Source organism: Promicromonospora sp. AC04 (assembly GCF_003058225.1).
Lineage (GTDB): Bacteria > Actinomycetota > Actinomycetes > Actinomycetales > Cellulomonadaceae > Promicromonospora.
Genome location: NZ_QBUG01000001.1, coordinates 553,951 through 575,651, shown reverse-complemented (window position 1 = coordinate 575,651; position 21,701 = coordinate 553,951). Strand labels below are relative to the sequence as shown.

Sequence of the window (21,701 nt, the reverse complement as noted above, 5' to 3'; positions counted from 1 at the left end):
CGGGTGCCCCTCCGGATTCCTACAGATGATCGATCAGCTTGTCGAGGGTGATGGGCACGTCGCGTACGCGGATGCCGGTGGCGTTGTAGACGGCGTTCCCGATCGCGGCCGCCGAGCCCACCGTGCCGATCTCGCCGAGGCCGCGGGCGCCGAGGCTTCCGGTCCCGACGTCCTCGCTTCCGTCGCCCAGGGGCCCGGTGAGGACGGGGTCGGGCCGGTCGAGCATGACCACGTCGATGTCGGGGACGTCGGCGTTCACGGGCACGAGGTAGTCGGCCAGCGTGCTGCTCGCCAGGCGCCCGGTGTCGAGCTCCAGGTGGTTCTCCTCGAGCAGGGCGTGGCCGATGCCGAAGATGACGCCGCCGACCAGCTGGCTGCGAGCGGCCTTGGCGTTGATGACCCGGCCGACGTCGGCGACCGTGGTGAACCGGGTGACGCGGGTCTCGCCGGTGAACCGATTGACCCGTACCTCGCAGAAGTGGGCGCCGAAGCTGTGGTGCACGTACCCGGGGACGGGCTGGCCGCCCGGCGCGGACTCCTTGTAGATACCGGGTGACCCGATGGTGGTCAGCAGGCGGCCGAAGGTCAGTGAGTGGCCGAGCCCGTGGAGGATGCCGCGCTCGTAGCGGAGGTCCTCGACCGCCGCTCCGTGCCAGGGCGACCGGTCCGCGGTGACGGCGAGTCGCTTGAGCTCGGCGATGACGTTCCGGGCGGCGTCCACGACCATCGGCACGGTGGCATGCGTGCCGCTGGAGCCGACCGCGGGTGCGCCTGGGGGCAGGAGCGTGTCACCGATCTCCGGGGTGACCCGCTGTACGGGGATGCCGAGAGCGTCGGCGCCGGAGATCGCGACCATGGTCGCAGAGCCGGTGCCGAGGTCCGACGTCGCGGTGGACACCACGGCGGTGTCGTCGTCGAGCAGCCGGACCCGGGCGACGACCCCGGCCCGGCGGTGTGCCGGGTAGATGGCGGTGGCCATGCCGGTGCCGTACAGCCATTGCCCGTCGACGCGGGTGCGGGGCGTGGCGCTGCGGCCGGCCCAGCCGAAGCGTTCCGCTCCGAGGCGGTAGCACTCGTCCAGATGCTTGCTCGACCAGGGCAGGCCCGTGGCGGGGTGGGCGGTGGCCTGGTTGCGCAGGCGCAGCGTCACCGGGTCGACGCCGGTGGCGACGGCCAGCTCGTCCATCGCCGTCTCCAGGGCGAAGGCCCCGGGGGCCTCGTTGGGGCCACGCATCGCCCGGCTCCCGGGGATGTCGAGGACGGCTACCTGTGCGTCGACGTGCAGGTTCGGCGTGCGGTAGAGCGCGTCCGACGTGGAGTGGGCCGGAGTCATGGTGAAGGCGATTGTGGTCGGCCGCTCGGCGACGCTTCGGTGGCTGACCGCGTTGAGCACTCCCTGCCGGGAGGCGCCCAGCCGGACAGTCTGCGTGAGGTGCGAACGGTGGCCGGTCAGGGTGAACATCTGCTCGCGGGTCAGGACCAGCCTGACCGGTCGGCCGAGCTCGCGGGCCGCCGCGGCGGCGAGCGGAGTGTCGCTCCACAGGACGACGCGGGCGCCGAAGCCGCCGCCCACATACCTCGTGATCAGCCGGACGCTCTGCGGCAGGATGCCGAGGCGTTGGGCCATCGCGAGCGCGTACGGCCCGGGGATCTGTGCGCCGGCGTGGATGGTCACCTGGTCGCCGTCCCAGACAGCGAGGATCGCGTGGGGCTCCATCCCGACGTGGTGCTGCACGTTCTGGTGGAACTCGGCCTCCACGACGACGTCGCTTGCGGCCAGCGCCGCGTCGATCGACCCGACGCCGGGAGCCAGGATCTCGAGGCTGCTCGGCGCGCCGCTGATGGTGGGGCCGGCCGGCACGTGCGGCTCGTCCGCGATCGAGGTGCGCGGCGGCTGTGCGTCGTAGGTCACGGTGACCAGCGCCGCGGCGTCGCGTGCCTGCTCGGGGGTCTCGGCGACGACCATGGCTACGGCCTGGCCGTGAAAGCGGACCACGTCGCTCTTCAACGGGAGGTAGTTCTCGGTGAAGCCGGCGGCCTGTCCGGTGACCTCGTACAGTGCCAGGCGGCTCTCCGGCGCCGCGTACACGCGCAGGACACCGGGGGAGGCCAGAGCGGCCGCCGGGTCGATACTGGTGATGGTGCCTCGCGCGATGGTGCTGGTGACGAGGTGGGCGTGGGCGAGGTCGGCGGCGCGGTAGTCACCGGAGTACTCGGCCGCACCGGTGACCTTCAGTCTGCCGTCGACGCGGTCGGTGTCGCGTCCTACCTGGGAACGGGGCATCGTGACTCCTTCTAGCTGCTGTACGTGAGGGGGCGCGGCGACGGGACGCTGCGGTGGATGACGGCGTGGTGGGTGACGCTGTGGTGGATGGGGACCCCGGTGCTCAGTGGTGCGCCGGTGCCGCCGTGCCGGTGGGCGACGATCTCCGCGGCGATCGACAGGGCTGTCTCCTGTGGGGTGCGGGCGCCGAGGTCGAGCCCGATCGGGGAGTGCAGCCGAGCCAGCTCGTGGTCGGCCAGGCCTGCGTCGCGGAGCCGGGTCAGGCGTTCTTCGTGGGTGCGGCGTGAGCCCATGGCTCCGACGTAGGCCACTGGCATGCGCAGGGCGGCGGTCAGGAGCGGGAGATCGAACTTGGGGTCGTGGGTGAGCACGCACACGACGGCGCGGCCGTCCAGCGACCCGGCGTCGGCCTGGGCCTGAAGGTAGCGGTGGGGCCAGTCGACGACGACCTCGGTGCCGGGGAACCGGTCGGGGGTGGCGAACGTGGCTCGGGCGTCGCAGACGGTCACCCGGTACCCGAGGAAGGTGCCGAGCCGAGCAAGCGCGGCGGCGTGGTCGATGGCGCCGAAGACGAGCATCCGTGGGGGCGGTGTGCTGGACTCCACCAGCAGCGTCATGGGCTCCCGGCAGTAGCTGTCGGCCACCCCGATCTCGACGGTGCCCGTCTTCCCCGCGTGCAGCAGGTCGATCGTGTGCGCCTCGGCCACCCGGTCGAGCAGCTCGTCGCCGAGGGACCCCTGCGGCGGCCGGCCCGGGCGCACGACGACGGCCCGCCCGAGGTGGGCGTCCGGGCCGCGCACTACCGTGGCCACGGCCACCGCCTGGCCGCTCGCGGCGTCGGCCAGGGCCGGTTCCAGCTCCGGCTCGGCGTCCGGGTCGTGGTGACGTAGCAGCAGCTCGATGGTCCCGCCACAGGTCAGGCCCACGCCGATCGCGTCGGCGTCGGAGTAGCCGAACCGCAGCGCCTGGGGTTGACGGTCTCCGGCCAGCATCTCCTGGCACGCCTCGTGGACGGCGGCGTCGACGCAGCCGCCGGACACGTTGCCCAGCACCGCGCCGTCGGCGTCGACGACGAGCGACGAGCCGGGCTGTCGGGGCGCGCTGCCGGCCACGCCCGTGACGGTGGCGACCACGAACGGGGTGCGGCTGCGGGTGCGTTCGAGCAGGTCAGCGGCGAGCTCAAGCATGGGCGCCGCCTGACTTGACGCCGTGTGACTCGGCGCCGCCTGACTCGACGCCGTCGGCCCGGTCGCTCATCGGCTCTCCTGCAGCTCGGTCAGGGCCCGGACCAGGGTGCGGCGCAGCAGGGCGGGCTTGAACGCGTTGTGCTCGCGCGGCTGGGCGCCGTCCGCCGCGTGCGTGACGGCGGCCTCGAACGTGGCGGGGGTGGCGGGCCGGCCGGTCAGGGCGCGTTCGACGGCCGTCAGCCGCCAGGGCCTGGTCCCGACGCCGCCCGCGGCGATCCTGGCGTTCGTGATGGTGCGGCCCTGCAGCTCGAGGGCGACGGCCGCCGAGGTGAGCGCGAACTCGTACGACTGCCGGTCGCGCACCTTGAGGTAGAGGGAGCGCGCTGCCCAGGGGGAGCGGGGGACGGTGATGCCGGTGATGAGCTCGTCCGGTCGCAGGACGTTCTCGACGTCGGGCGTGCTGCCCGGCAGGGTGTAGAAGGTGTCCAGCGGCACGCTACGAGTGCCCCGTGGGGAGGCGAGGTGCACCGTCGTGCTCAGCGCCACGAGCGGGACGGCGAGGTCGCTGGGGTGGGTGGCGATGCAGGCGTCGCTCGTGCCGAGGACGGCGTGGCCGCGGTTGATGCCGTCCAGAGCGGAGCAGCCGGAGCCCGGCTCGCGCTTGTTGCACGGGGTCGTGACGTCGCGGAAGTACCCGCAGCGGGTGCGCTGCAGGAGGTTGCCGCCGATGCTCGCCATGTTGCGCAGCTGGGCCGAGGCGCTCAGCTCCAGGGCCTGCGCGATCATCGGGTAGTGCTGCCGCACGGCGGGATGGGCGGCCACGTCGCTCATTCGTTCGAGCGCGCCGATGTGCAGGCCCTTGTGGTCCAGGGTGACGCCGTCCAGCGGGAGCCGGTTGATGTCCACGACCCGTTCCGGGGTGACCACCTCGAGCTTCATCAGGTCGACCAGTGTGGTGCCGCCGGCCAGGAACGCGGTGTCCGGTCCGGCGCCCCGCAGGGCCTCGCGGACGGAGCGGGCCTGGGCGTAGGTGTAGGGCCGCATCAGCGCATCACCTGCTGCGCGTCACGGATCGCGTCGACGATGCGGGGGTAGGCGCTGCACCGGCAGATGTTGCCGGACATGCGCTCGCGGATCTCGTCGTCCGAGTCGGCTCCGCCCTCGTCGTCGACCATGGCGACCGCGGACATGATCTGCCCCGGCGTGCAGAAGCCGCACTGCAGGCCGTCGTGCTCGACGAACGCCTGCTGCATCGGGTGCAGCCGGTCACCGTCGGCGAGGCCCTCGATAGTGGTGACCTCCCGGCCGGTCGTGGTGGCGGCCAGGGTGAGGCAGGACAGCACGCGCCGGCCGTCGACGTGGACGGTGCAGGCCCCGCACTGTCCCCGGTCGCAGCCCTTCTTGGTGCCCTTGAGGTCCAGCCGCTCGCGCAGCGTGTCCAGCAGGGTCGCGCGCGGGTCCACCCGCACCGTGACGGGGCTGCCGTTGACGGCGGCGCGCACCGTCACCTGGGCCACGCCGTCCACGGTGGGCGCCGCGGCGGCTTTCGCCTCGGCCTGCCCGGTCAGCAGCGGCGTCACGGCGGCGGCGACCAGGCCACCGCCCAGGAAGTTCCGTCGGGACACACCCGAACGGCCGGGTCCCGCATCGTGTTCTTGGTTCATCGAGTCTCTCCTGGCTGGTCGCAACTTCGGGCAGGGAAGGACAGCGCCGCGACCATCCGTGTGGTCTCCGGGCTCGTGCTGGTCCCAGGTTGGACACTGGGGCGGGGGACATCCAGGACCTGTCGATCCGAGGCTGAGGCCTTGCCCGGGCGGCGACGCCTCAGGGCGGGCAGACGGCGATCGGGGTCTGGGCGGAGAAGTCGATGGCGGTGGTCACGTGATCGCTGGGCATGACGAGCGGAACCCTTTCGAGGTGTCTGCTGGGCTGGTCGACGGGCCTGGGGTCACGCGCCGTCGTCGGCGAAGACGAGGCCCTTGACCTGCTGGAACTCCTCCAGGCCGTAACGTCCGTGCTCTCGGCCGATGCCCGATCGCTTGTATCCGCCGAACGGGACGTCGGGGTTGAACCCGGCGCCGTTGACGAAGACCTGGCCGGCCTGGAGCTGCCGGGCCACCTCCACGGCTTCGGAGCGGGTGGCCCCCCACACCCCGGCGCACAGCCCGTAGGGCGTCCGGTTCGCCAGGTCGACGGCGTCCTGGACGGTGTCGTAGGCCTGGATCACCAGCACCGGCCCGAAGATCTCCTCGGTCACCAGGGCCGAGTGGGGCGGGACGTCGGAGAAGACCGTCAGCGGCAGGTAGTAGCCGCGGCTCAGCGCCGCCGGGCGGTCCGGACCGCCGGTCAGCAGTCGCAGCCCTTCCTGCTGCCCCTGACGGATGTAGGCCTCCACGTGCTCCTGCTGCGCCTTGGACACCAGCGGCCCGTAGTCGGTGTGCGGGTCGGTGGGATCGCCCACGACGAAGGCGGCCACCGCCTCCCGGACGACGGCCTCGGCCTCGGCCAGGCGGGTGCGGTCCACCAGGATCCGGGTCAGGGCCATGCAGGTCTGCCCGGAATTCAGGAAGCCCGAGCGCAGGGCCTGCTCCAGGGCCGGTTGCAGCACGGCGTCCGGCAGGATCACGGCGGGACTCTTGCCGCCCAGCTCCAGGGACACCTTCTTGACGGTGGCCGCCGCCGCGGTCGCGACCTGGATACCGGCTCGGGTGGAACCGGTGAACGACACCAGGTCGACGTCCGGATGACCGGCGATTCGCGCGCCGACGGCCGCCCCGTCGCCCATGACCATGTTGAACACACCGGGCGGCAGGCCGGCGGCGTCGATCGCCTCGGTCAGGGCGTAGGCCCCGAGCGGCGTGACCTCGCTGGGCTTGTAGACGACGGTGTTCCCGGCGGCCAGCGCCGGCGCGATCTTGGCCGCGCTCTGGTGCAGCGGGCAGTTCCACGGTGTGATCGCGCCGACCACGCCGTACGGCTCGCGCAGGACCGTCGCGCCCAGGATCGTCTCGTCCGGCTCGGACTGCTCGATCAGGTCGGCGGCGGAGGTGAAGAAGTAGATCGGGCTGCCGGCGTGCGCTCGGCGGGACAGGCCGATCGGAGAGCCGACCTCCGCCGTCTCGAGCTGCGCGATCTCCTCGTGCCGGGCGGTCAGCTCGGCCGCAATGGCACGCAGCAGAGCCGCGCGCTCGGACACTGGCGTCCGGGCCCAGCCCGGTGCGGCCAGGCGCGCGGCGTCGACCGCGGCCTCGACGTCGGTGACGTCACCCAGCGTGACCAGCGCCAGGCTCCCCTCGGTGGCCGGGTTGGTCACCACTACCTGCTGAGTGCTGTGCGAGCGCACCCAGCGTCCGTCCACGTAGAACGTGTCCCTGTGGACCGTGCTGCTGTGGACCGTGCTGCTGTGGACCGTGCCGTTGTGGTCGGTGCCCGTGTCGTGCTCGTTCGTCTGCATCATGTTCTCGCTTCCGCTTGCAGGCTGGGCCGCGCCCGGACGAGCGTGTGGTGTCCGGCGCGCCGGTTGCGCAACGCGCGACCGAGGGGGCTGGTGGGCACTGGTCTCTCCGGTGGTCAGGGTCGGCCGAGCAGGCGGTCCGACGGGGCGGGGGTGTCGTGGCCCTCGGCGACGCCGCTCAGCACCTCGGCGGCGGCGAGCTCGTCGCGAGCGGCGAGCTGGTCGAACCCGTTGATCGCGGGATAGACGTAGCGGCCCAGCGTCGCGATGAGGACCGCGCCGACCACGAGAACGCCCATCAGTACGGGGATGACCGGGTCGTAGGAGCCCAGCTCGTCGTAGCTCAGGCCGAGCAGCAGCGGCCCGAAGGCACTGCCGAGGATGAACATGGCCTGGACCGGGCCGATGATCTGGCCGAAGCTGCGGGTGCCGAGGTACCGCGTGACGAGCAGCGCGAGCAGGTCACCCTCGATGCCGAACGCGATGCCGATGAATCCGACCGCGACGGCGGCGGTGGAGAACGGCGGCTCCAGGAAGAACATGCCCGCGATCGGGGCGAGCATCACTATCGGTCCGACGACCGAGCCGTGGACGCGATCGATGATGAGGCCGCCGACGACCCGGCCCACGAGCGATGCGAGGCCGAAGATGACCAGCAGCTGCCCTGCCTGGTCGCTGCTCAGCCCGCGGTCGGTCATCATCGGCACGAGGTGGACCTGCAGGCCGACAACGACGACGCCGACCATGCCCAGCCCGAGCGCGATGCCCCAGAACTGGCGGGTGCGCAGCGCCTCGCCGAAGGTCAGGCCCGGGAGCTGGAGGCTGACGTCCCGGTCCCCGACGTGGGTCTCCTGGACGAGTCGTCCGCGCACGTGCTGCTCGGCGCGGGCCCGCACGAACCGGGTGACCATCGTGACGGAGACCAGGGCGGCGATCAGCGCCAGGTAGCCGTACGCCTGCCGCCACCCGACGCCGTTGATGAGCGCACCGGCCAGCACCGGACCCAGTGCCGCGCCAAGACCGATGATGCCCGTGACGACGCCGACGGCCAGCGCGCGGTTGTTGTCGAACCAGCTCACGACGGCGCGGGTGGCGGGGACCGCCGTCGCGCCCCCGAAGAGCCCGACGAAGAAGCACGGGATGAAGTAGATGGCCTCGACGGGCGGGACCAGGCCGATCGTGGCCATCGAGGCGGCGAACAGCACGAACCCCGGTACGAGGATGTAGCGGGCGGCGTACCGGTCCACGAGCCGGCTGACGATGACCAGGCCGATGACCATCCCGACGGCGGCGACCGAGTAGGCGCCTGTGACGGTCGTGCGGCTGAAGCCGGTGTCCTCGACGATCGGCAGCACGAACAGACCGGTGGTCGCCAGGTACATCTGCGGGCCGACGGCGTTCGCCGTGCCCGCGCCGACGACCACCCACCACGGGCTTCGTCGTCGGACGGCGGGCTGGGGGACAGAACTCATCTGGCTGCTCCTGCGGCTCGGTTCGTGGGGCTCGCGGTTCTCGGCTGCGCGGTCACGTGGTCGGGAAGGCGGTCTTGGTCAGCTCCTCGGAGACCTGCCAGATGTGCGCGGCCTCGGTGAGGCTGCGCAGCGGCCGGTGCATGCGCTGCTCGGCCGGCGCACCGCCCAGGGTGCCGGGGCCGCTCGGGCCGTACAGCGTGCCGGGCTTGGCTGCGGGGTCGGTCGCGGCCATGAGGGCGGGCAGCCCCGCGGTCTCGGCGGTGCCCATCAGGATGCCGTGCTCGGAGAGCCAGCGGATGCGGCGGATGTGGGGTGTGTCGTCGCTGCGGCCGAGTTCGGGGCGGGCGGCCAGCAGGCTGGTGGGCGCGACGCCGGGGTGGGAGAGGTTGCTGGTGATGCCCCACCCACGGGCCTTGCTGCGGCGCTCCAGCTCGAGGCCGAACAGCCCGAACGCGATCTTGGACTGACGGTAGGCGCGCATGACGTCGTACGAGCGCTCCCAGTTCAGGTCGGCCCAGTTGATGGAGCCGCTGGCCGAGGCGACGCTGACCTGGGAGGTCACCCGGGCGCGGCCGTCGCGCAGGAGCGGCAGCAGCTGGGCGACCAGGGCGAAGTGGCCCAGGTGGTTGGTGCCGAGCTGCACCTCGAACCCGTCGACGGTGGTCTGCCGCTGCGGCGGCCGCATGACGCCCGCGTTGTTGATCAGGAGGTGGATCGGGTCGCCCTCCGCGCGCAGCGTGTCGCCCAAGGCCTCCACCGACTCCAGCGACGCCAGGTCGAGGCTGCGCAGCGAGACCTTCGCGCCGGGTGCGACTCGGTTGATCCTGCTGATCGCGGCCTCGCCCTTGGCCGGGTTGCGCACGGGCATGACGACCTCTGCGCCGGCCGCGGCCAGGCGCGCGGCCATGCCCAGGCCCATGCCGTCGCTGGCGCCGGTGACCAGCGCGCGCTTACCGGACAGATCGGGGATGGTGATGTCGATCGGTGTACGTGGCATCGTTCTGCTCCTTGAGGTCGTGGTCTTGGGGTGGGCCGTCCGCGATCGCGGACGGACCCTGCTCCCTGTGCGATCGGGCTTCTGCCCGGGGCCAGCCACTCGGTTGGTGGCCATGGCATCGATCCTTGGCGGACGGCGCAGACCTATCCAGGACCTCCCGATCACAGGCTCGCCAGGTCACGGCTCGGCTCCGTAAGGGGGAACGCGAGGCCTGGACGCGACCGCGCCCCGTCGCACCACGATCACCATCCCTGCGAGCGTGCCCGACGGCGGCCGTGGTGACGCCGCGACGTCGGCCCGCGCCCGGTGGTCGGCCCGCGAGACGGCCGTCGGTGCCTACCTCGTCGGCGAGTCCGCCCGTGCGGCGCTCGGCGCCCGTTCGTAGCCGGCGTGCTCGACAGTGAGCTCGGCTCGGCCGCCGGTCAGGGATCGCAGGTCGAGGACGTACCGGCCGAGCTCCGCCTCCGGCACGGTCGCGACGACGCGCGCCCGGCCGTCGTCGGCCAGCTCGGTAGCGGAGACACGTCCGCGCCGCCCCGACAGGTCGGTGAGGACGGCGCCCTGGTGCTCGGGCTGGACGGTCACGGTCACGGTCGACACGGGCTCGAGCAGCACCGTCCCGGCCTCGGCCAGCGCCGTCCTGATGCCCGCGGCCGCCGCGGTGCGGAACGCCATGTCGGACGAGTCCACCGAGTGCGACTTGCCGTCGTACACCTCGACGCGCAGGTCCACGACGGGGTAGCCCTGTGGCCCTCCGGCGGCCATGGCGTCGTGCGCCCCCTTCTCGACGGCCGAGATGTACTGCCGGGGCACCGAGCCCCCCACCACCGAGTCGACGAACTCGAAGCTGCCCTCGCGCAGCGGCGTCACCCGCAGCTGTACGACGGCGAACTGGCCGTGCCCGCCGGACTGCTTCTTGACCTTGCCCTCCGCCTGCGTGGCCCGCGCGATCGTCTCCCGGTAGGCGACGGGCACGGGCGCGGTCTCGACGTGGACGCCGAACACGCGCGCGAGCCGGTCGACCGCGACGGTGAGGTGCGTGTCCCCGAGGCCGCGCAGCACTGTCGCGTCACCCACGCGGTCGACGACGAGCGTCAGGTCCTCGGCGACGAGCCGGGCCAGCGCCGTCGACATCCGCTCGTCGTCCGACTGCGACGCCGGCACGAGCGTCGCGGCGTACACCGGCTGCCGCCGCGGCGGCAGGGCGGGCCGGGCGCGGCCCGAGGGCCGCGACCAGAGCAGCGTGCCCGACGGCGAGCCGCCCAGCTTCGCGGCGGCACCCACCTCGCCCGCGGACAGGTGATCGACCGGGAGGTGCTCCTTGCCCTGCAGCCGGAACAGGCCGTGGATGCGCTCGTCGGCGCCGGTGGTCGCGTTGCGCAACCGGTCGGAGGTGCGCACGATGCCCGAGAGCACCTTGAGCATCGAGACCTGGCCCACGTAGACGTCGGCCACGGTACGGAAGACGTGCACGAGCGGCTCGCCGGACGGGTCGGCGGCCACCGCGACGGAGCTCCCCGGGGCGCCGTCGTCGTCGGCGGCGCTGTCGCCGTCGTCGCCCGAGCCGACGACGACGCGGCTGTCGCGCTCGGTCGGCGCGGGCGCCAGCTCGCACAGCAGGTCGGCAAGGCGGTCGACGCCGGTGGCGGTCACGCCGGAGGCAACCACCACGGGCACGGCCCTGCCCGCGGCGACCTCGCGCGCGAGGGTGCGCTCGAGGTCGGCCGCGGCCGGCTCCTGTCCCGACAGGTATGCGTCGAGCTGCTCGTCGTCGTGCGACACGAGCTCCTCGGTCACGTCGACGTGCATCCGGTGCTCCTCGTCGACGACGCCGGCCGGCAGGTCCTCGTCGTGGTGTCGCCCGGCGTCGTCGTAGACGAGGGCGTGCTCGCCGAGCACGTCCGCGATGGAGCTGAAGGACTGCTCCTCGCCGAGCGGCAGCTCGACGGGCCAGAGATGCTCGCCGAAGGCCTCGCGCAGCTCGGCGAGCACGCGCCGGAAGTCGGCGCGGGCCCGGTCCTCCTGGGTCACGACGACGAGGCGCGGCACGCCGAGCGCCTCGGCGACCGCCCACGCGCTCCGGGTGCCGGGCTGCACGCCGTCCACCGCGCTGACGACGACGAGCGCGAGGTCCGCGACCGACAGGGCCGTGTCCGCGGCGCCCGCGAAGTCCGGGTGGCCCGGCGCGTCGGCCAGGGTCAGGGTGTTCACGGCGCCGTCGGGACACGTCCAGGTGAGCGTCCCGAGCGCGAGGCCGAGCGAGATGCCTCGGGCGATCTCCTCGGGCTCGTGATCGCTCACCGTGCTGCCGTCCTCCACCCGGCCCGCGCGGGGGATCGCGCCGGCGCGGTGCAGCAGCGCCTCGGTGAGCGTCGTCTTGCCCGCGCCGGAGGCACCTACGATCGCGACGGTCCGGTGGGTGGTTGTTGCTGCCGCGTCCATGAGGCCTCCCGCCGGTGGGTGCTACTGGCCATGATTGCGCGTCGGCGGGCGGGTGGCCAGGTGCTGCACCAGACCGTCGCCAGGTTCACCGCTGCTTGCCCGGCTTGGCTACCGTCCGGAGAGCTCAGCGACGACCGGTGCGAGCCGTTCGGCGAAGTCGGCGCCGAAGACGAAGTAGGAGTAGCCGATCTCCTCTCGCCGCCGCTGGATCTCCTCGGCGGCCGCGTCCGGGTCATCGGGGAGGATGGCCAGCGAGTCCGCCTCGCGCAGCGCAGCCGTGTCGATGTCCGGGGGTGCCATGAACGGCGCGACGGCGTCGCCGACGACGGGCACGTGGAGCGCGAGCTCGATGTCCCGTGTGGCGTGGAACCCGCGTGCCATCGCCGTGACCTCGGCACGGGTGTCACTGGGCATCGCCGCGAAGGTGACGGTGTCGGCGACGTCGGCGGCCAGGGCTTGGGCCTTCGGTCCGCGAACGGCCATCACTACCGGCGTGTGCAGGTCGGGACCGTCCAGGTCTCGCAGCGTCGCCACCGTCTGCTGTACCTGGGCCAACCGCTCTCGCGGCGGGACCTCGGGCATCCCGAGGTCGCGGAGCTCGTTCTCGATCCCCGGCCGGCCGGTGCCGATGCCCATCTCGAAGCGGCCCTCGGTGAGTACTGACAGGGAGTGCGCCTCCCATGCGGTGCTCCAGGCCGGGCGCAGCGGGGAGGCGTACACCCAGGTGCCGACACGCAGGTCCGTCTGTGCCGCTGCGAAGGCGAGCGTCGGTGCGGGTGCGGGCTGCCAGTGCGGGACGTCGGGCATCAGCAGCGTCGAGTAGCCGCTGTCGGCGATCCGGCGCACCCGGTCGCGCCACGAGGGCAGGTCAGTCAGCAGCGGGGTCACGACTCCGAACCGGAACGGTCTGGTCATGCCTGGACTCCTTTGTCCGATTCCGACGGGACGCCTCGGTACGGCCAGGGTGAGCCAGGAGGTCCGCTGCAGGCAAGGCCTTGGGCATGGGCTCGGTCGGCGGACCGTGGGGAGGTACTGACCCTCGCGTCTCTCCGCCACGGCCTGCTCAGCCCAACTCCCGCCGCCCGCTCGCATCCCACCTCGACGTTGCGGGGGCAGACTGATGATGTTCGTGCTGGTCCCGTTTCTTGGGAGGTCGTCGTGCCTGATGAGTCGCGAGTGGAGTTCAAGTCCCTGGACGGCCTGCGGCTCTTCGGTGATGTCGTCGTCCCCGACGAGCCGGCAAGTCTTGGCGTGCTGCTCGTGCATGGGCGAGGGGTGACCCGGCACGAGTCGGGCTTCTTCGACCGAATTGCCGAAGGGCTTGCTGCCGCCGGGATCGCTTCGTTGCGGTTCGACCTGCGCGGTCACGGGGAGTCCGAGGGCACGCAGGAAGACGTCACCCTGGCCGGGTTGCTCAACGACATGCGGGCAGGGTTCGAGGTGCTGAGCGCCCAGACGGGCGTGACGACGACGTCGCTGGTGGGCCAGTCGTTCGCCGGCGGGATCTGCGCGTACTACGCCGCCAAGCGCCCGGCGCAGGTGCAGCGGCTGGTGATGCTGTGCCCGCGGATCGACTACAAGAAGCGCACGATCGACTCGCGCCCGTACTGGGTGGACGACCGTCTCGACGACGAGCACGGCGACAAGCTGACCCGGGACGGGTTCGTGCAGTACTCGGCCTCTTTTCGGCACGGGCGGGCTTTTCTCAACGAGGTGTTCTGGCTGCAGCCGCACACTGCGCTCGGCGAGATCGTTGCGCCGGTCCTGATCGTGCATGGGGACGCGGATACCCAGGTGCCGATCGGGCCGTCGTACGAGGCGATGGAACAGCTCAACGACCGGTCGCGACTCCTCGTGATCGAGGGTGCGGGGCATGGGTTCGCTGTCGCTGGGGACAAGGCCTATCGGCAGCCGCAGACCTTGGCCTGGCAAGGCGAGGTCATCGAGGCGATCACCGGGTGGGTCGCGCCGGGGTCCTGACATCATTTCGCCGGAACTGTCGCCGCGTTGGTGGCCGCAGTAGCTTGTCAGTGCATGGCGCGGAGTCATGCGCGCACACATATCGAGCTTGCGACCAACGCCTCGCCATCGGCCCCCCGGGTGACTGAACCTGTCGAGACCGGCAGGTTCGATCACCGCGTTCCTCAGGCGAAGGCGGTGAACCAGAGGGAAGCGATGCCACCCAGCAGCACTGTCATCACCGCGACGCCCAGGCCGCCGACCCCGGCCAGGGTGCCGGCGAACGCCACCGTGGCGAGGACCGCGGCCACCCCGGCCCCGATAGTCAGCACCTTGACACGTCCGGCTCGGACCGTATGGGCGGAGCCGATGGACATCGCCCACAGGCCCAGCCCGAGAGCAAGGGTCTGGAAGAGGGAAAAGCCCCCTGCCAGGCCCACGGTGAGCACTGCGAGGCCCGCCCCGGCGAAACCGAGGAAGGCATAGGTCGCCAACCGCTCCGGACGGCCCAGGACGTGCCGGTCGCGGCTGAGGAGCAGGACGGTGTTCATCAGCGGCTCGAGGCTCCAGCTGAGCACGACATACGCGAGCACGAGGACGAGCAGGGCGGTCGCCCACGGCTGGTCGTCGAAGGGGCGCAGCAGTCGGGTTAGGACCAGCGGCAAGATGACCATCCCCAGCCGCAGCGCCTTCGGTTGCGCCTGCAACCACATGCTGTACCGCAGCAGGAGGCCGTAGAGCGGGTTACGTGACTTGAGGGAGACGGCGAGCCCGTCGCGGGCGCCGGAGTCCGTGGGGGAGAGGCGCAGTGCGGTCCGGTGCGCCTGAATAGCGGGCGCACCGCCGCCACGACGCAGTGCCAGCAGGCCCTGGACGCGGTGCGCGACGACACTCTCCGGGTCCAGGCGCAAGGCCTCGTGGACCGCAGCCTGAGCCTCGCCGAACCGGTTCATGTCGTACAGCGCGGCGGCCTGCACCGCCGCGGCGTCTGCGTCCTCCGGGTGGAGAGCGCGTGCCCGTGCGACGCTCGCCAGTGCCTCGGCGGGCAGGTTCTGGGCCAGCAGAACGCGGGCCTCCTGGACGTGCAGCCCGGCGAAGTGCGGGGCCAGTCCGAGAGCTCGACGGACAGCCTCGCGCGCTTCGGGCAGGCGTTCGAGCCCAGCGAGGGACGCGGAGAGGATCGAGTAGGCCATCACGTGCTCAGGGGCTGCGCCCACGGCCGCGCGACTGACGTCGTGCGCCTCCTGGTGACGGTCCTGCTCCAGGAGCGCCTGTGCCAGCTGGGTCAGAAGGTCCGGATCATCAGGGGTCGCGGCCAGCGCGATACGGAACTGTTCCTCCGCCTCCCGGCCACGGCCAAGGTCTAGCAAAGCCTGGCCGCGTCGCTCTGCGGCAGCTGCAGTCTCGTTCATACCCACCCCGGCACACAGGTCGCGGCTCGGGTTCGAGCACGAATCAGGCACACGGTAGAGGTTCCGACATGACGGGTCAAAGTCGCCGAAAGCAATCCGGTACCGTTCGGCGAATGACGCATCCGGTGATCGACGCACTGCTCGTCGCGCTGACCGCAGATCCCGCCAATCACGCGGTGCGGGCACACGTCGCGAGACTGTTCGCGGAGGCCGGCCGGCCGGACAAGGCGCTCACGCACGCCACCACCGTGCTGGCAGCAGTACCAGATCACGTCGAGGCGCTGCGCACCGCAGCCGGCGCCGCACGGGCGCTCGGCGACGAGGCGAAGGCGGCGTCCTACGGCCGCCTTGCTGACGCGCTCGCACCGGTGGACCCGCCGATCACCCCGGCCGGCGCAGCGGCGCCGCCATCCCGGACCCCTCTTGCGGGCGCACCGCACACGGCTGCGGCCGCCGTCCCGGACACCGCTGACGAGATCCTCGAACAGTGGTCCGGCAGCGAGCCTGTCGCGGAGCCCGCCATCGGCACCCTAGGGCAGGCAGGGGTCACGCTGGCGGACGTCGGTGGCCTCGCGAGCGTGAAGAAGCGCCTCGATCAGTCGTTCCTCACGCCGCTGCGCAACCCGGAGCTGAGCAGGGAGTTCGGCAAGTCGCTGCGGGGCGGGCTCCTGCTGTGGGGACCGCCCGGGTGCGGCAAGACGTTCATTGCCCGCGCGCTCGCGGGCGAGCTCGGTGCGAGCTTCTACGAGATCGGCCTGAGTGACGTCCTCGACATGTGGATCGGCAGCAGCGAACGCAACCTGCGCGACATCTTCGACACAGCCCGCCGGAACCGGCCGTGTGTCCTGTTCTTCGACGAGATGGACGCGCTGGGCCAGAAGCGGTCGAACCTCCGCGGTGGAGGGTCGGCCATGCGCGGCGTCGTGAACCAGATGCTGTCCGAGCTGGACGGTGCGAGCACGGAGAACGAAGGGCTCTTCGTCCTCGGTGCGAGCAACCACCCGTGGGACATCGACTCAGCGCTGCTCCGGCCGGGACGGTTCGACCGGACCGTGCTGGTGCTGCCGCCGGACGTCGAGAGCCGCGAGGCGATCCTGCGACTGCACCTGCGTGGCCGCCCTGTCGAGCGGCTCGACCTCGCGAAGATCGCGCGGGCGTCGGATGGCATGTCGGGGGCCGACCTCGCGCTGGTGTGCGAGCAGGCGACGGAGACCGCGATGGAGGAGTCGATGGCCGCAGGCCGGGTAGTTCCGATCACGCAGCGTCACCTGCAGGAGGCGGCGAAGTCCGTGCGGCCGAGCATCGGAGAGTGGATGGAGACCGCCAAGAACTACGCGATGTACGGCAACGACGCCGGTGCGTACGACGAGCTCGCTGTTTATCTGAAGAAGCGTCGCCGGTGAGGCTGACCTGCGCGGGAGCGTCCCGATGAGTCGGCACAGCGTCGGCAGCAGAGCTCGCCGGGGACGGGTATTCAGACGCCGCCGTCCTCGACACGACGGGGCGTCCGCCGCAGCCAGTACCACCCGAGCACGACGCACACGAGGCCGTTGAGCACCCCGACGACGACGTCGCTCGGATAGTGCATCCCCCGGTACAGCCGGGAGTAGACGACGAGCAGGGGCAGCACGGACAGCACGATGGTCACGCTCACGCGCAGCCACGGTTGCCCGATCCGCTGGGCCATCAGCGCCAGCGAGACGTAGAGCGCTATCGAGGCGCCGGAGTGGCCGCTTGGGAAGCTCGAGGTAGGCGGCGCCGGGTCGAGCTGCTCCACCTCGGGGCGTTCGGCGCTCACGACAAGCGCCGCCAGCATGAAGACCGCCGCCTGGACGGCGACCGCGATAGCCGGGACCACCGCGTACCACCACTGCCTGGTTCGCCACCAGACGACGCCGGACACGACGACGCAGATCCCGATGATCGTCTCGGTGGTCCCCAACACGCTCCACACCTCCGTGAGGGTGTCGAGGGCCGCCGTGCGCTGCTGGACGAACCATTCGCTGACCGCGGTCTCCCGCTCTCTGAGCCCTGCCAGCGGGCCGGTGAGCAGGAGCCCGAGCCCGACGACGACCGCCCACCACACCGCTGCCGGGACCCCGACACGCAGGCCGAGGTCGCGCCGCACCTCGCGCCCTCCAGGTGCCGACGTGTCGTCCGCCCACCGATCGAGGTCGAGCATCAGGACGCCGTACCGCGCTCGCGGCGCGGCGTCGACCAGTGCCGGTAGGCGAGGTACGACGCCAGCACGAAACCGACCCCGAAGAGAATGCCGGCCAGCACGTCGGAGGGGTAGTGGACGCCGAGCATGACCCGGTCGACCGCTGTGGCGGCAGTGAGCACCGCCGCCCCCGCCACCGCAGCGACCCGCAGGACCCGCGATCTGAGCGACGGCCACACGAGCACCACCAGCGCCGTGGTCATCGCTGCCGTACTCGCGGCGTGCCCCGACGGGAACGAGAAGCCGTCCGCGCTCTCCACCGGGTGGTCCAGCACCGGCCGCGCGCGTCGCACGAGCTCCTTCAGCAGGTTGGACAGCCCCCAGGCCGTAAGGATCGTCGTGAGTGCCCACCACGTGCGCGTGGCATTGCCGGTGCGCCACCAGTAGACGAGGCACAGCGCAGCGACGGGCACCAGCAGGTGCGCCGCGAGGAAGACCCACTGCCAGACGACGAGCGCGCGCAGCAGCTCGGGGTGCGAAGCGGCGAGCGTCGTGCCCGCGGTCACGGCTTGCTCGTCGAGCTGGACGAGCGGCGGCCACTGTTCGCGCACGAGAAGGGCGATGACGACGACGGCGACGCCGGTCGCGACACCAGTCAGCGCAGCGCGTACGAGGGGGCGTGCGCGACCGGCGGTCGCTCGCGCTGCTCCGGCGGTCTGCGGACCGTGCCCGGGACTGCGGTGCAGTGCGGGCCTCATGCCGTCACGCTGCCACAGGGCGCCGCCACTGGCGCGTCGTGACGCGCGTGCCAGAGGCCCTCTGATGGCTGTGCTTCAACCACCTGGTCGAGCACTCAGGACTCTCGCGAGATGCAGCCGTCCCTTGCGCTCGGTGGGTGTGGCCCCGCCGGACGACGGCACCGGGCCTGCTCCGCCTCCGCCGGCCAGGCTGACCGCGATGCTGCTGAGCAGGTACGTCACGACAGCGAAGCCGGCGGACACGGGCAGCCGTGCTCTGCCGAACGATCTGGGATGCAGAGTCCGCCGCCACGACACAAGGCGTCATGTGTCGTAGAGGCCGTCCCACGGCTCGTGGAGCATTCCAGGCCTGGGCCGCATTGAAGGCCGTTGCGGCGGACGATGACTCACTGGAGTCCGCGATTGAGTCCCGACGGCCAGACGACGCCATGCCTTCTCGCCCTTACGACTGATCACGGGCTGAAGTGGCCGATCATGGTTTGTCCGCCGTCGGAGGCTCGCCGGAGGAAGGCAAGAAGCTCGGCATGCAGGGCATGGATCAGTTCCCAGACCTGGTCGACGGTTCCGCCCTGGACCGTGCCGATGGCCTGAAGGCCCTCCAACGGTGTCCAGGTGCCCACCATGTCGAGGTTGGCCCGAGCCAGAGAGTCGAGCCGTTCACGCACGTCGCCGGCCGGACGCGAGAGGGTGGCTGCGAGTGCTGTGACCTCGTCCGGCTGCTTCACGTAGTAGAACTCGCCGACCTGCTCACCCGCGAACCAGCTGTACGGCTCGATGTCGTACGCGGCCTCCAGGTACGGGTTGATCAGGTTCATGTAGTGGTGCTGGTAGCGCAGCATGACGTGCCCGCGCGGGTCGTCCACCGCTGCCGCCTGATCGTCCTTCCACTCCCAGAACTCTCGGTAGCGCGCGTCCGTGTACTCCTCAAGCCATTCCTCGTCCTGCTGAACGAGGTCGGAGTCGACAGGAAACAAAGCGAAGTAGATACCCATCGTCAGGCGCTACCTCCTGGCCGCTGGGCAGGCGTAGTAGGCACATGAAGCGCAGGTTGATTCACGAGCCCAGATCCTACGGTTGGCCACTGACACGGCCCTCGGCGGACACTGCGAGACCTACCGGTACACCGTCCAGGAGAACCCGGCGCAGACCGGATCGTCCGCTCCATCGTCTTCGCCGTCGTGGGTAGCGCTGAGGCCTCGTCGAGTGCGTTCATTGGCTGCTGCGCCGGAGTGCGCTTAAGTACTGGCGGCGATAGACGCGCTGGGCGATCAGGATCAACGGAAAGAGCCCACGCCATGGGCCCCACCCGGCACGCGTGAGAGAGCGCGGCGTGAGGTTCACGTTCCCGTCGTCGTCTCGGTGGACGATGAACGCTTCCTCTCCTGAGACCGGGTGTCCCTCCAAAGTGCCGTAAGCAAGTGCTGCCCGGTGGCCGGTTGAGATCGTTGCGATGATCTCGACATGCTCCGCCTGCACAGCAGAAACGACGCCTTCCGTCAGGCGATGATTCGACCCTCAACAAGCCGCATCATCTCGGGCGAAAGGCGTCGCTTCAGTTAAGCGAGCATCAGACCTCGTTGCTCACGGCGACAGTCAGTGCTGATCACCGCACTTCAGCCCACCAAGCGTCGAAGTCGATGCCCCTTTCCTTCGCCAGCTCTTCCAGACGGGCCTTGGTCGGGGGTTGGAAAAGCTTCGGCTTGATCTTGCGGTCGGTGTTGGCGTACTTCTGCTGGAGCTTCGCCTGCTCCGCAGCACTCGCCTCCGCCTCAGCGACCACTGCGCTGGTCGCCGTGACGCTCGCGCCGGTCAGTACGCCGCTGACCAGCGGCAGGTATCCGTTGGCGTGACCGAGGCGGTTGGGGTGGTAGGACTCCCGGACGGGGTCCGAGAAGCCGTTGATCCACTCGGTCGAGTCGCACACGGCGTGGCCCGTGAACCGACTGACCGGGTTGACGAAGGTGAATCCCTTGGCGGAGGCGGCCGTCGAGGTGACCGAGTTGATGAGCACAACGGCGTTGTTGAGCGCCGTCTCGTCCTCCGGGCTGAAGAAGGTCGCCAGGTTGCAGTCCTCTCCCATGAAGATCTTCGGGTAGCCGACGACGACCACCTTCGCGTTCGGCGCCCTCGTCCTGATGGAGGTGTAGAGCGTGTTGAGTCGGCCCGGGAGGGTGTTGGAGATGAACGTACGTGCCGCGGCGACCGTGCCGGCGCAGTCGCTGGCCCACGCCGGGAGGGCGCACTCGGTGAGCACGTCGGCGAATCCGGCGTCGTTGCCGCCCACCGAGATGGTGACATACCTCGTGCTCGAGCTCAGTGCGCTGAGCTGGCTGTTCGTTACGTCGGCCACGACCGCTCCCGAGCAGGCCCGGAAGTTGAGGCTGTAGCTCTTGGCCGCCGCGGTCAGGCTGGCGTAGGCGTAGGTCGAGCGCAGGCAGTCGGTGCCGTCAGCGATGTAGCTCCTGGTGCCAGTGCCTGACGAATAGGAGTCGCCGAGGGCGACGTAGGACTCGCCGACGGCGTACGACGGCAGGGCTGGCGTCGTCACCAGCCCGACCGTGGCAAGGCTCGTCGCCGCCATGGCGGCGACGATGCGCAAGAGACGTAGCTTCATTGGGCAGCTCCCCTGAAGGTCCGTCGAGCCACTTCAGTTGTGACCCGATCGCTACCTTTATAGGAGATTTCACCCATGTTGCACAATAGCTAGCAAATGAACACCTCAAGATTTCGTCAGCCAAGCGCCATGTCGGTCCCGGGCGCGGCAACCTGCCGCGGGTTCTCTGGTGGCAGCCGGCCGACGAGGACCCGACCCTGCACGAGCCAGAGCTCGCGCGGCCCGGACGGGCCGCAGCTCCTACTGCTCGGTGGCTGGTGGGGGACATGCTTCGAGGTGCGCGCGAAGCACCATGGCTGCGTGACTGCGGATCGGGTGAAGGGGACGTCTTGGCTCCAGGTCCTGACCCGACCTCGCGTGCGACCTAGGGTCAACAACGGCCACTCAGCGCTGCTTCCGGCCCCTCAGAACGCACGAAGCCCAGGTCAGACACACGCTCTGACCTGGGCTTCCGTACTCTGAGCGGGCGACGGTAATCGAACCCGCGTAATTAGTTTGGAAGCCTTGCCGGGTGGCGATCAGATGATGCGGGCCAATCGGCCAAAGGTGGCCGCTGACCTGGACCTATTGTAATGCTGAAGCGGGGTCGTGTGGGGTTGGGACTGGCCCTTATTGGGCCTAACTGGGGCCAGTTTGGCGGAAGTTAGGGCCAATAAGGGCCAGCCTTATGCCGCTCCAACGATGGTCGGCCGTGCATACCTGCCGACTGCCTGGCCAGTGTGTCAAAGGGCTTGTCAGGGCGAACCGGGACGGCCTGATTGAGGTCCCGTGCAGCAAAGGCGCCGCGACCGGATTCGCAGTAGGCGCGCGCACGGTCGCGGCAGCTGTGCAGGGCCCGTTGCCGCGTGCTCTTGGACCCACATGGCGTGTGCCCACCGGACCATCGTCGCTGCCAGCGTGCGGGCCACCTCTCGAGTCGCCGAGCCAGACGTCCAGCCCGAGCGCCGTCCTAGTCACTCCC

General features: G+C 70.8%; 17 protein-coding genes. 2 read left to right on the top strand and 15 right to left on the bottom strand.

The window, feature by feature from the left end; all coding sequences use genetic code 11:
- Positions 1 to 19 precede the first annotated feature (19 nt).
- The 9 genes from C8K30_RS02415 to C8K30_RS02375 form a co-directional block, all read right to left on the bottom strand.
- Positions 20 to 2,284, bottom strand: coding sequence for a xanthine dehydrogenase family protein molybdopterin-binding subunit (locus tag C8K30_RS02415; RefSeq protein WP_108491270.1), 2,265 nt, complete (start codon positions 2,282 to 2,284; stop codon positions 20 to 22).
- A gap of 11 nt (positions 2,285 to 2,295) precedes the next feature.
- A complete protein-coding gene (locus C8K30_RS02410) occupies positions 2,296 to 3,471 on the bottom strand; it encodes an XdhC/CoxI family protein (RefSeq protein WP_108491269.1) in 1,176 nt (391 codons plus the stop codon).
- 66 nt (positions 3,472 to 3,537) lie between these two features.
- Positions 3,538 to 4,515, bottom strand: a complete 978-nt coding sequence (locus C8K30_RS02405; RefSeq protein ID WP_108491268.1) for a xanthine dehydrogenase family protein subunit M — start codon at positions 4,513 to 4,515, stop codon at positions 3,538 to 3,540.
- On the bottom strand, positions 4,515 to 5,135 hold the full coding sequence (locus C8K30_RS02400; RefSeq protein WP_108491267.1) for a (2Fe-2S)-binding protein: 621 nt from the start codon (positions 5,133 to 5,135) through the stop codon (positions 4,515 to 4,517). The genes C8K30_RS02405 and C8K30_RS02400 overlap by 1 nt, the downstream gene beginning before the upstream one ends.
- A gap of 284 nt (positions 5,136 to 5,419) precedes the next feature.
- The gene (locus tag C8K30_RS02395) at positions 5,420 to 6,928 is read right to left on the bottom strand and encodes an aldehyde dehydrogenase family protein (protein ID WP_233256929.1); all 1,509 of its coding nucleotides are present in this window, start codon (positions 6,926 to 6,928) and stop codon (positions 5,420 to 5,422) included.
- A 113-nt stretch (positions 6,929 to 7,041) separates the two neighbouring features.
- On the bottom strand, positions 7,042 to 8,397 hold the full coding sequence (locus C8K30_RS02390; protein ID WP_199230298.1) for an MFS transporter: 1,356 nt from the start codon (positions 8,395 to 8,397) through the stop codon (positions 7,042 to 7,044).
- A gap of 52 nt (positions 8,398 to 8,449) precedes the next feature.
- Positions 8,450 to 9,394 carry an SDR family oxidoreductase gene (locus C8K30_RS02385; RefSeq protein ID WP_108491265.1) on the bottom strand — a complete coding sequence of 315 codons (945 nt, stop codon included), beginning with the start codon at positions 9,392 to 9,394 and terminating at the stop codon, positions 8,450 to 8,452.
- Between the two features lie 336 nt (positions 9,395 to 9,730).
- Positions 9,731 to 11,836, bottom strand: a complete 2,106-nt coding sequence (locus tag C8K30_RS02380) for a translation factor GTPase family protein (RefSeq protein ID WP_108491264.1) — start codon at positions 11,834 to 11,836, stop codon at positions 9,731 to 9,733.
- A gap of 108 nt (positions 11,837 to 11,944) precedes the next feature.
- On the bottom strand, positions 11,945 to 12,751 hold the full coding sequence (locus tag C8K30_RS02375; protein ID WP_108491263.1) for an LLM class flavin-dependent oxidoreductase: 807 nt from the start codon (positions 12,749 to 12,751) through the stop codon (positions 11,945 to 11,947).
- Positions 12,752 to 12,994: 243 nt separating this feature from the next.
- Here C8K30_RS02375 and C8K30_RS02370 point away from each other — a divergent pair, with 243 nt between their 5' ends.
- On the top strand, positions 12,995 to 13,816 hold the full coding sequence (locus C8K30_RS02370) for an alpha/beta hydrolase (RefSeq protein ID WP_233256928.1): 822 nt from the start codon (positions 12,995 to 12,997) through the stop codon (positions 13,814 to 13,816).
- A 164-nt stretch (positions 13,817 to 13,980) separates the two neighbouring features.
- Here the strand turns inward: C8K30_RS02370 and C8K30_RS02365 are convergent, their stop codons facing one another.
- Positions 13,981 to 15,207: a tetratricopeptide repeat protein gene (locus C8K30_RS02365; protein WP_108491261.1), complete on the bottom strand. Its 1,227-nt coding sequence runs from the start codon at positions 15,205 to 15,207 to the stop codon at positions 13,981 to 13,983.
- A gap of 113 nt (positions 15,208 to 15,320) precedes the next feature.
- Between C8K30_RS02365 and C8K30_RS02360 the strand changes: the two genes are divergently transcribed.
- Entirely contained in the window at positions 15,321 to 16,610 is a 1,290-nt protein-coding gene (locus C8K30_RS02360; protein ID WP_108491260.1) for an AAA family ATPase, read from the top strand.
- 71 nt (positions 16,611 to 16,681) lie between these two features.
- Here the strand turns inward: C8K30_RS02360 and C8K30_RS02355 are convergent, their stop codons facing one another.
- From C8K30_RS02355 to C8K30_RS02335, 5 genes are all read right to left on the bottom strand, one after another.
- Positions 16,682 to 17,389, bottom strand: coding sequence for a phosphatase PAP2 family protein (locus tag C8K30_RS02355; protein WP_108491259.1), 708 nt, complete (start codon positions 17,387 to 17,389; stop codon positions 16,682 to 16,684).
- Positions 17,389 to 18,126, bottom strand: coding sequence for a phosphatase PAP2 family protein (locus C8K30_RS02350; RefSeq protein ID WP_108491258.1), 738 nt, complete (start codon positions 18,124 to 18,126; stop codon positions 17,389 to 17,391). Before C8K30_RS02350 ends, C8K30_RS02355 begins: the two co-directional genes overlap by 1 nt.
- A gap of 452 nt (positions 18,127 to 18,578) precedes the next feature.
- Entirely contained in the window at positions 18,579 to 19,118 is a 540-nt protein-coding gene (locus C8K30_RS02345) for a hypothetical protein (RefSeq protein WP_108491257.1), read from the bottom strand.
- Positions 19,119 to 19,335: 217 nt separating this feature from the next.
- Complete coding sequence (locus tag C8K30_RS02340) at positions 19,336 to 19,602, bottom strand: DUF1990 family protein (RefSeq protein ID WP_108491256.1); 267 nt, start codon at positions 19,600 to 19,602, stop codon at positions 19,336 to 19,338.
- Between the two features lie 127 nt (positions 19,603 to 19,729).
- On the bottom strand, positions 19,730 to 20,740 hold the full coding sequence (locus C8K30_RS02335) for an SGNH/GDSL hydrolase family protein (RefSeq protein WP_108491255.1): 1,011 nt from the start codon (positions 20,738 to 20,740) through the stop codon (positions 19,730 to 19,732).
- Positions 20,741 to 21,701: the final 961 nt, after the last annotated feature.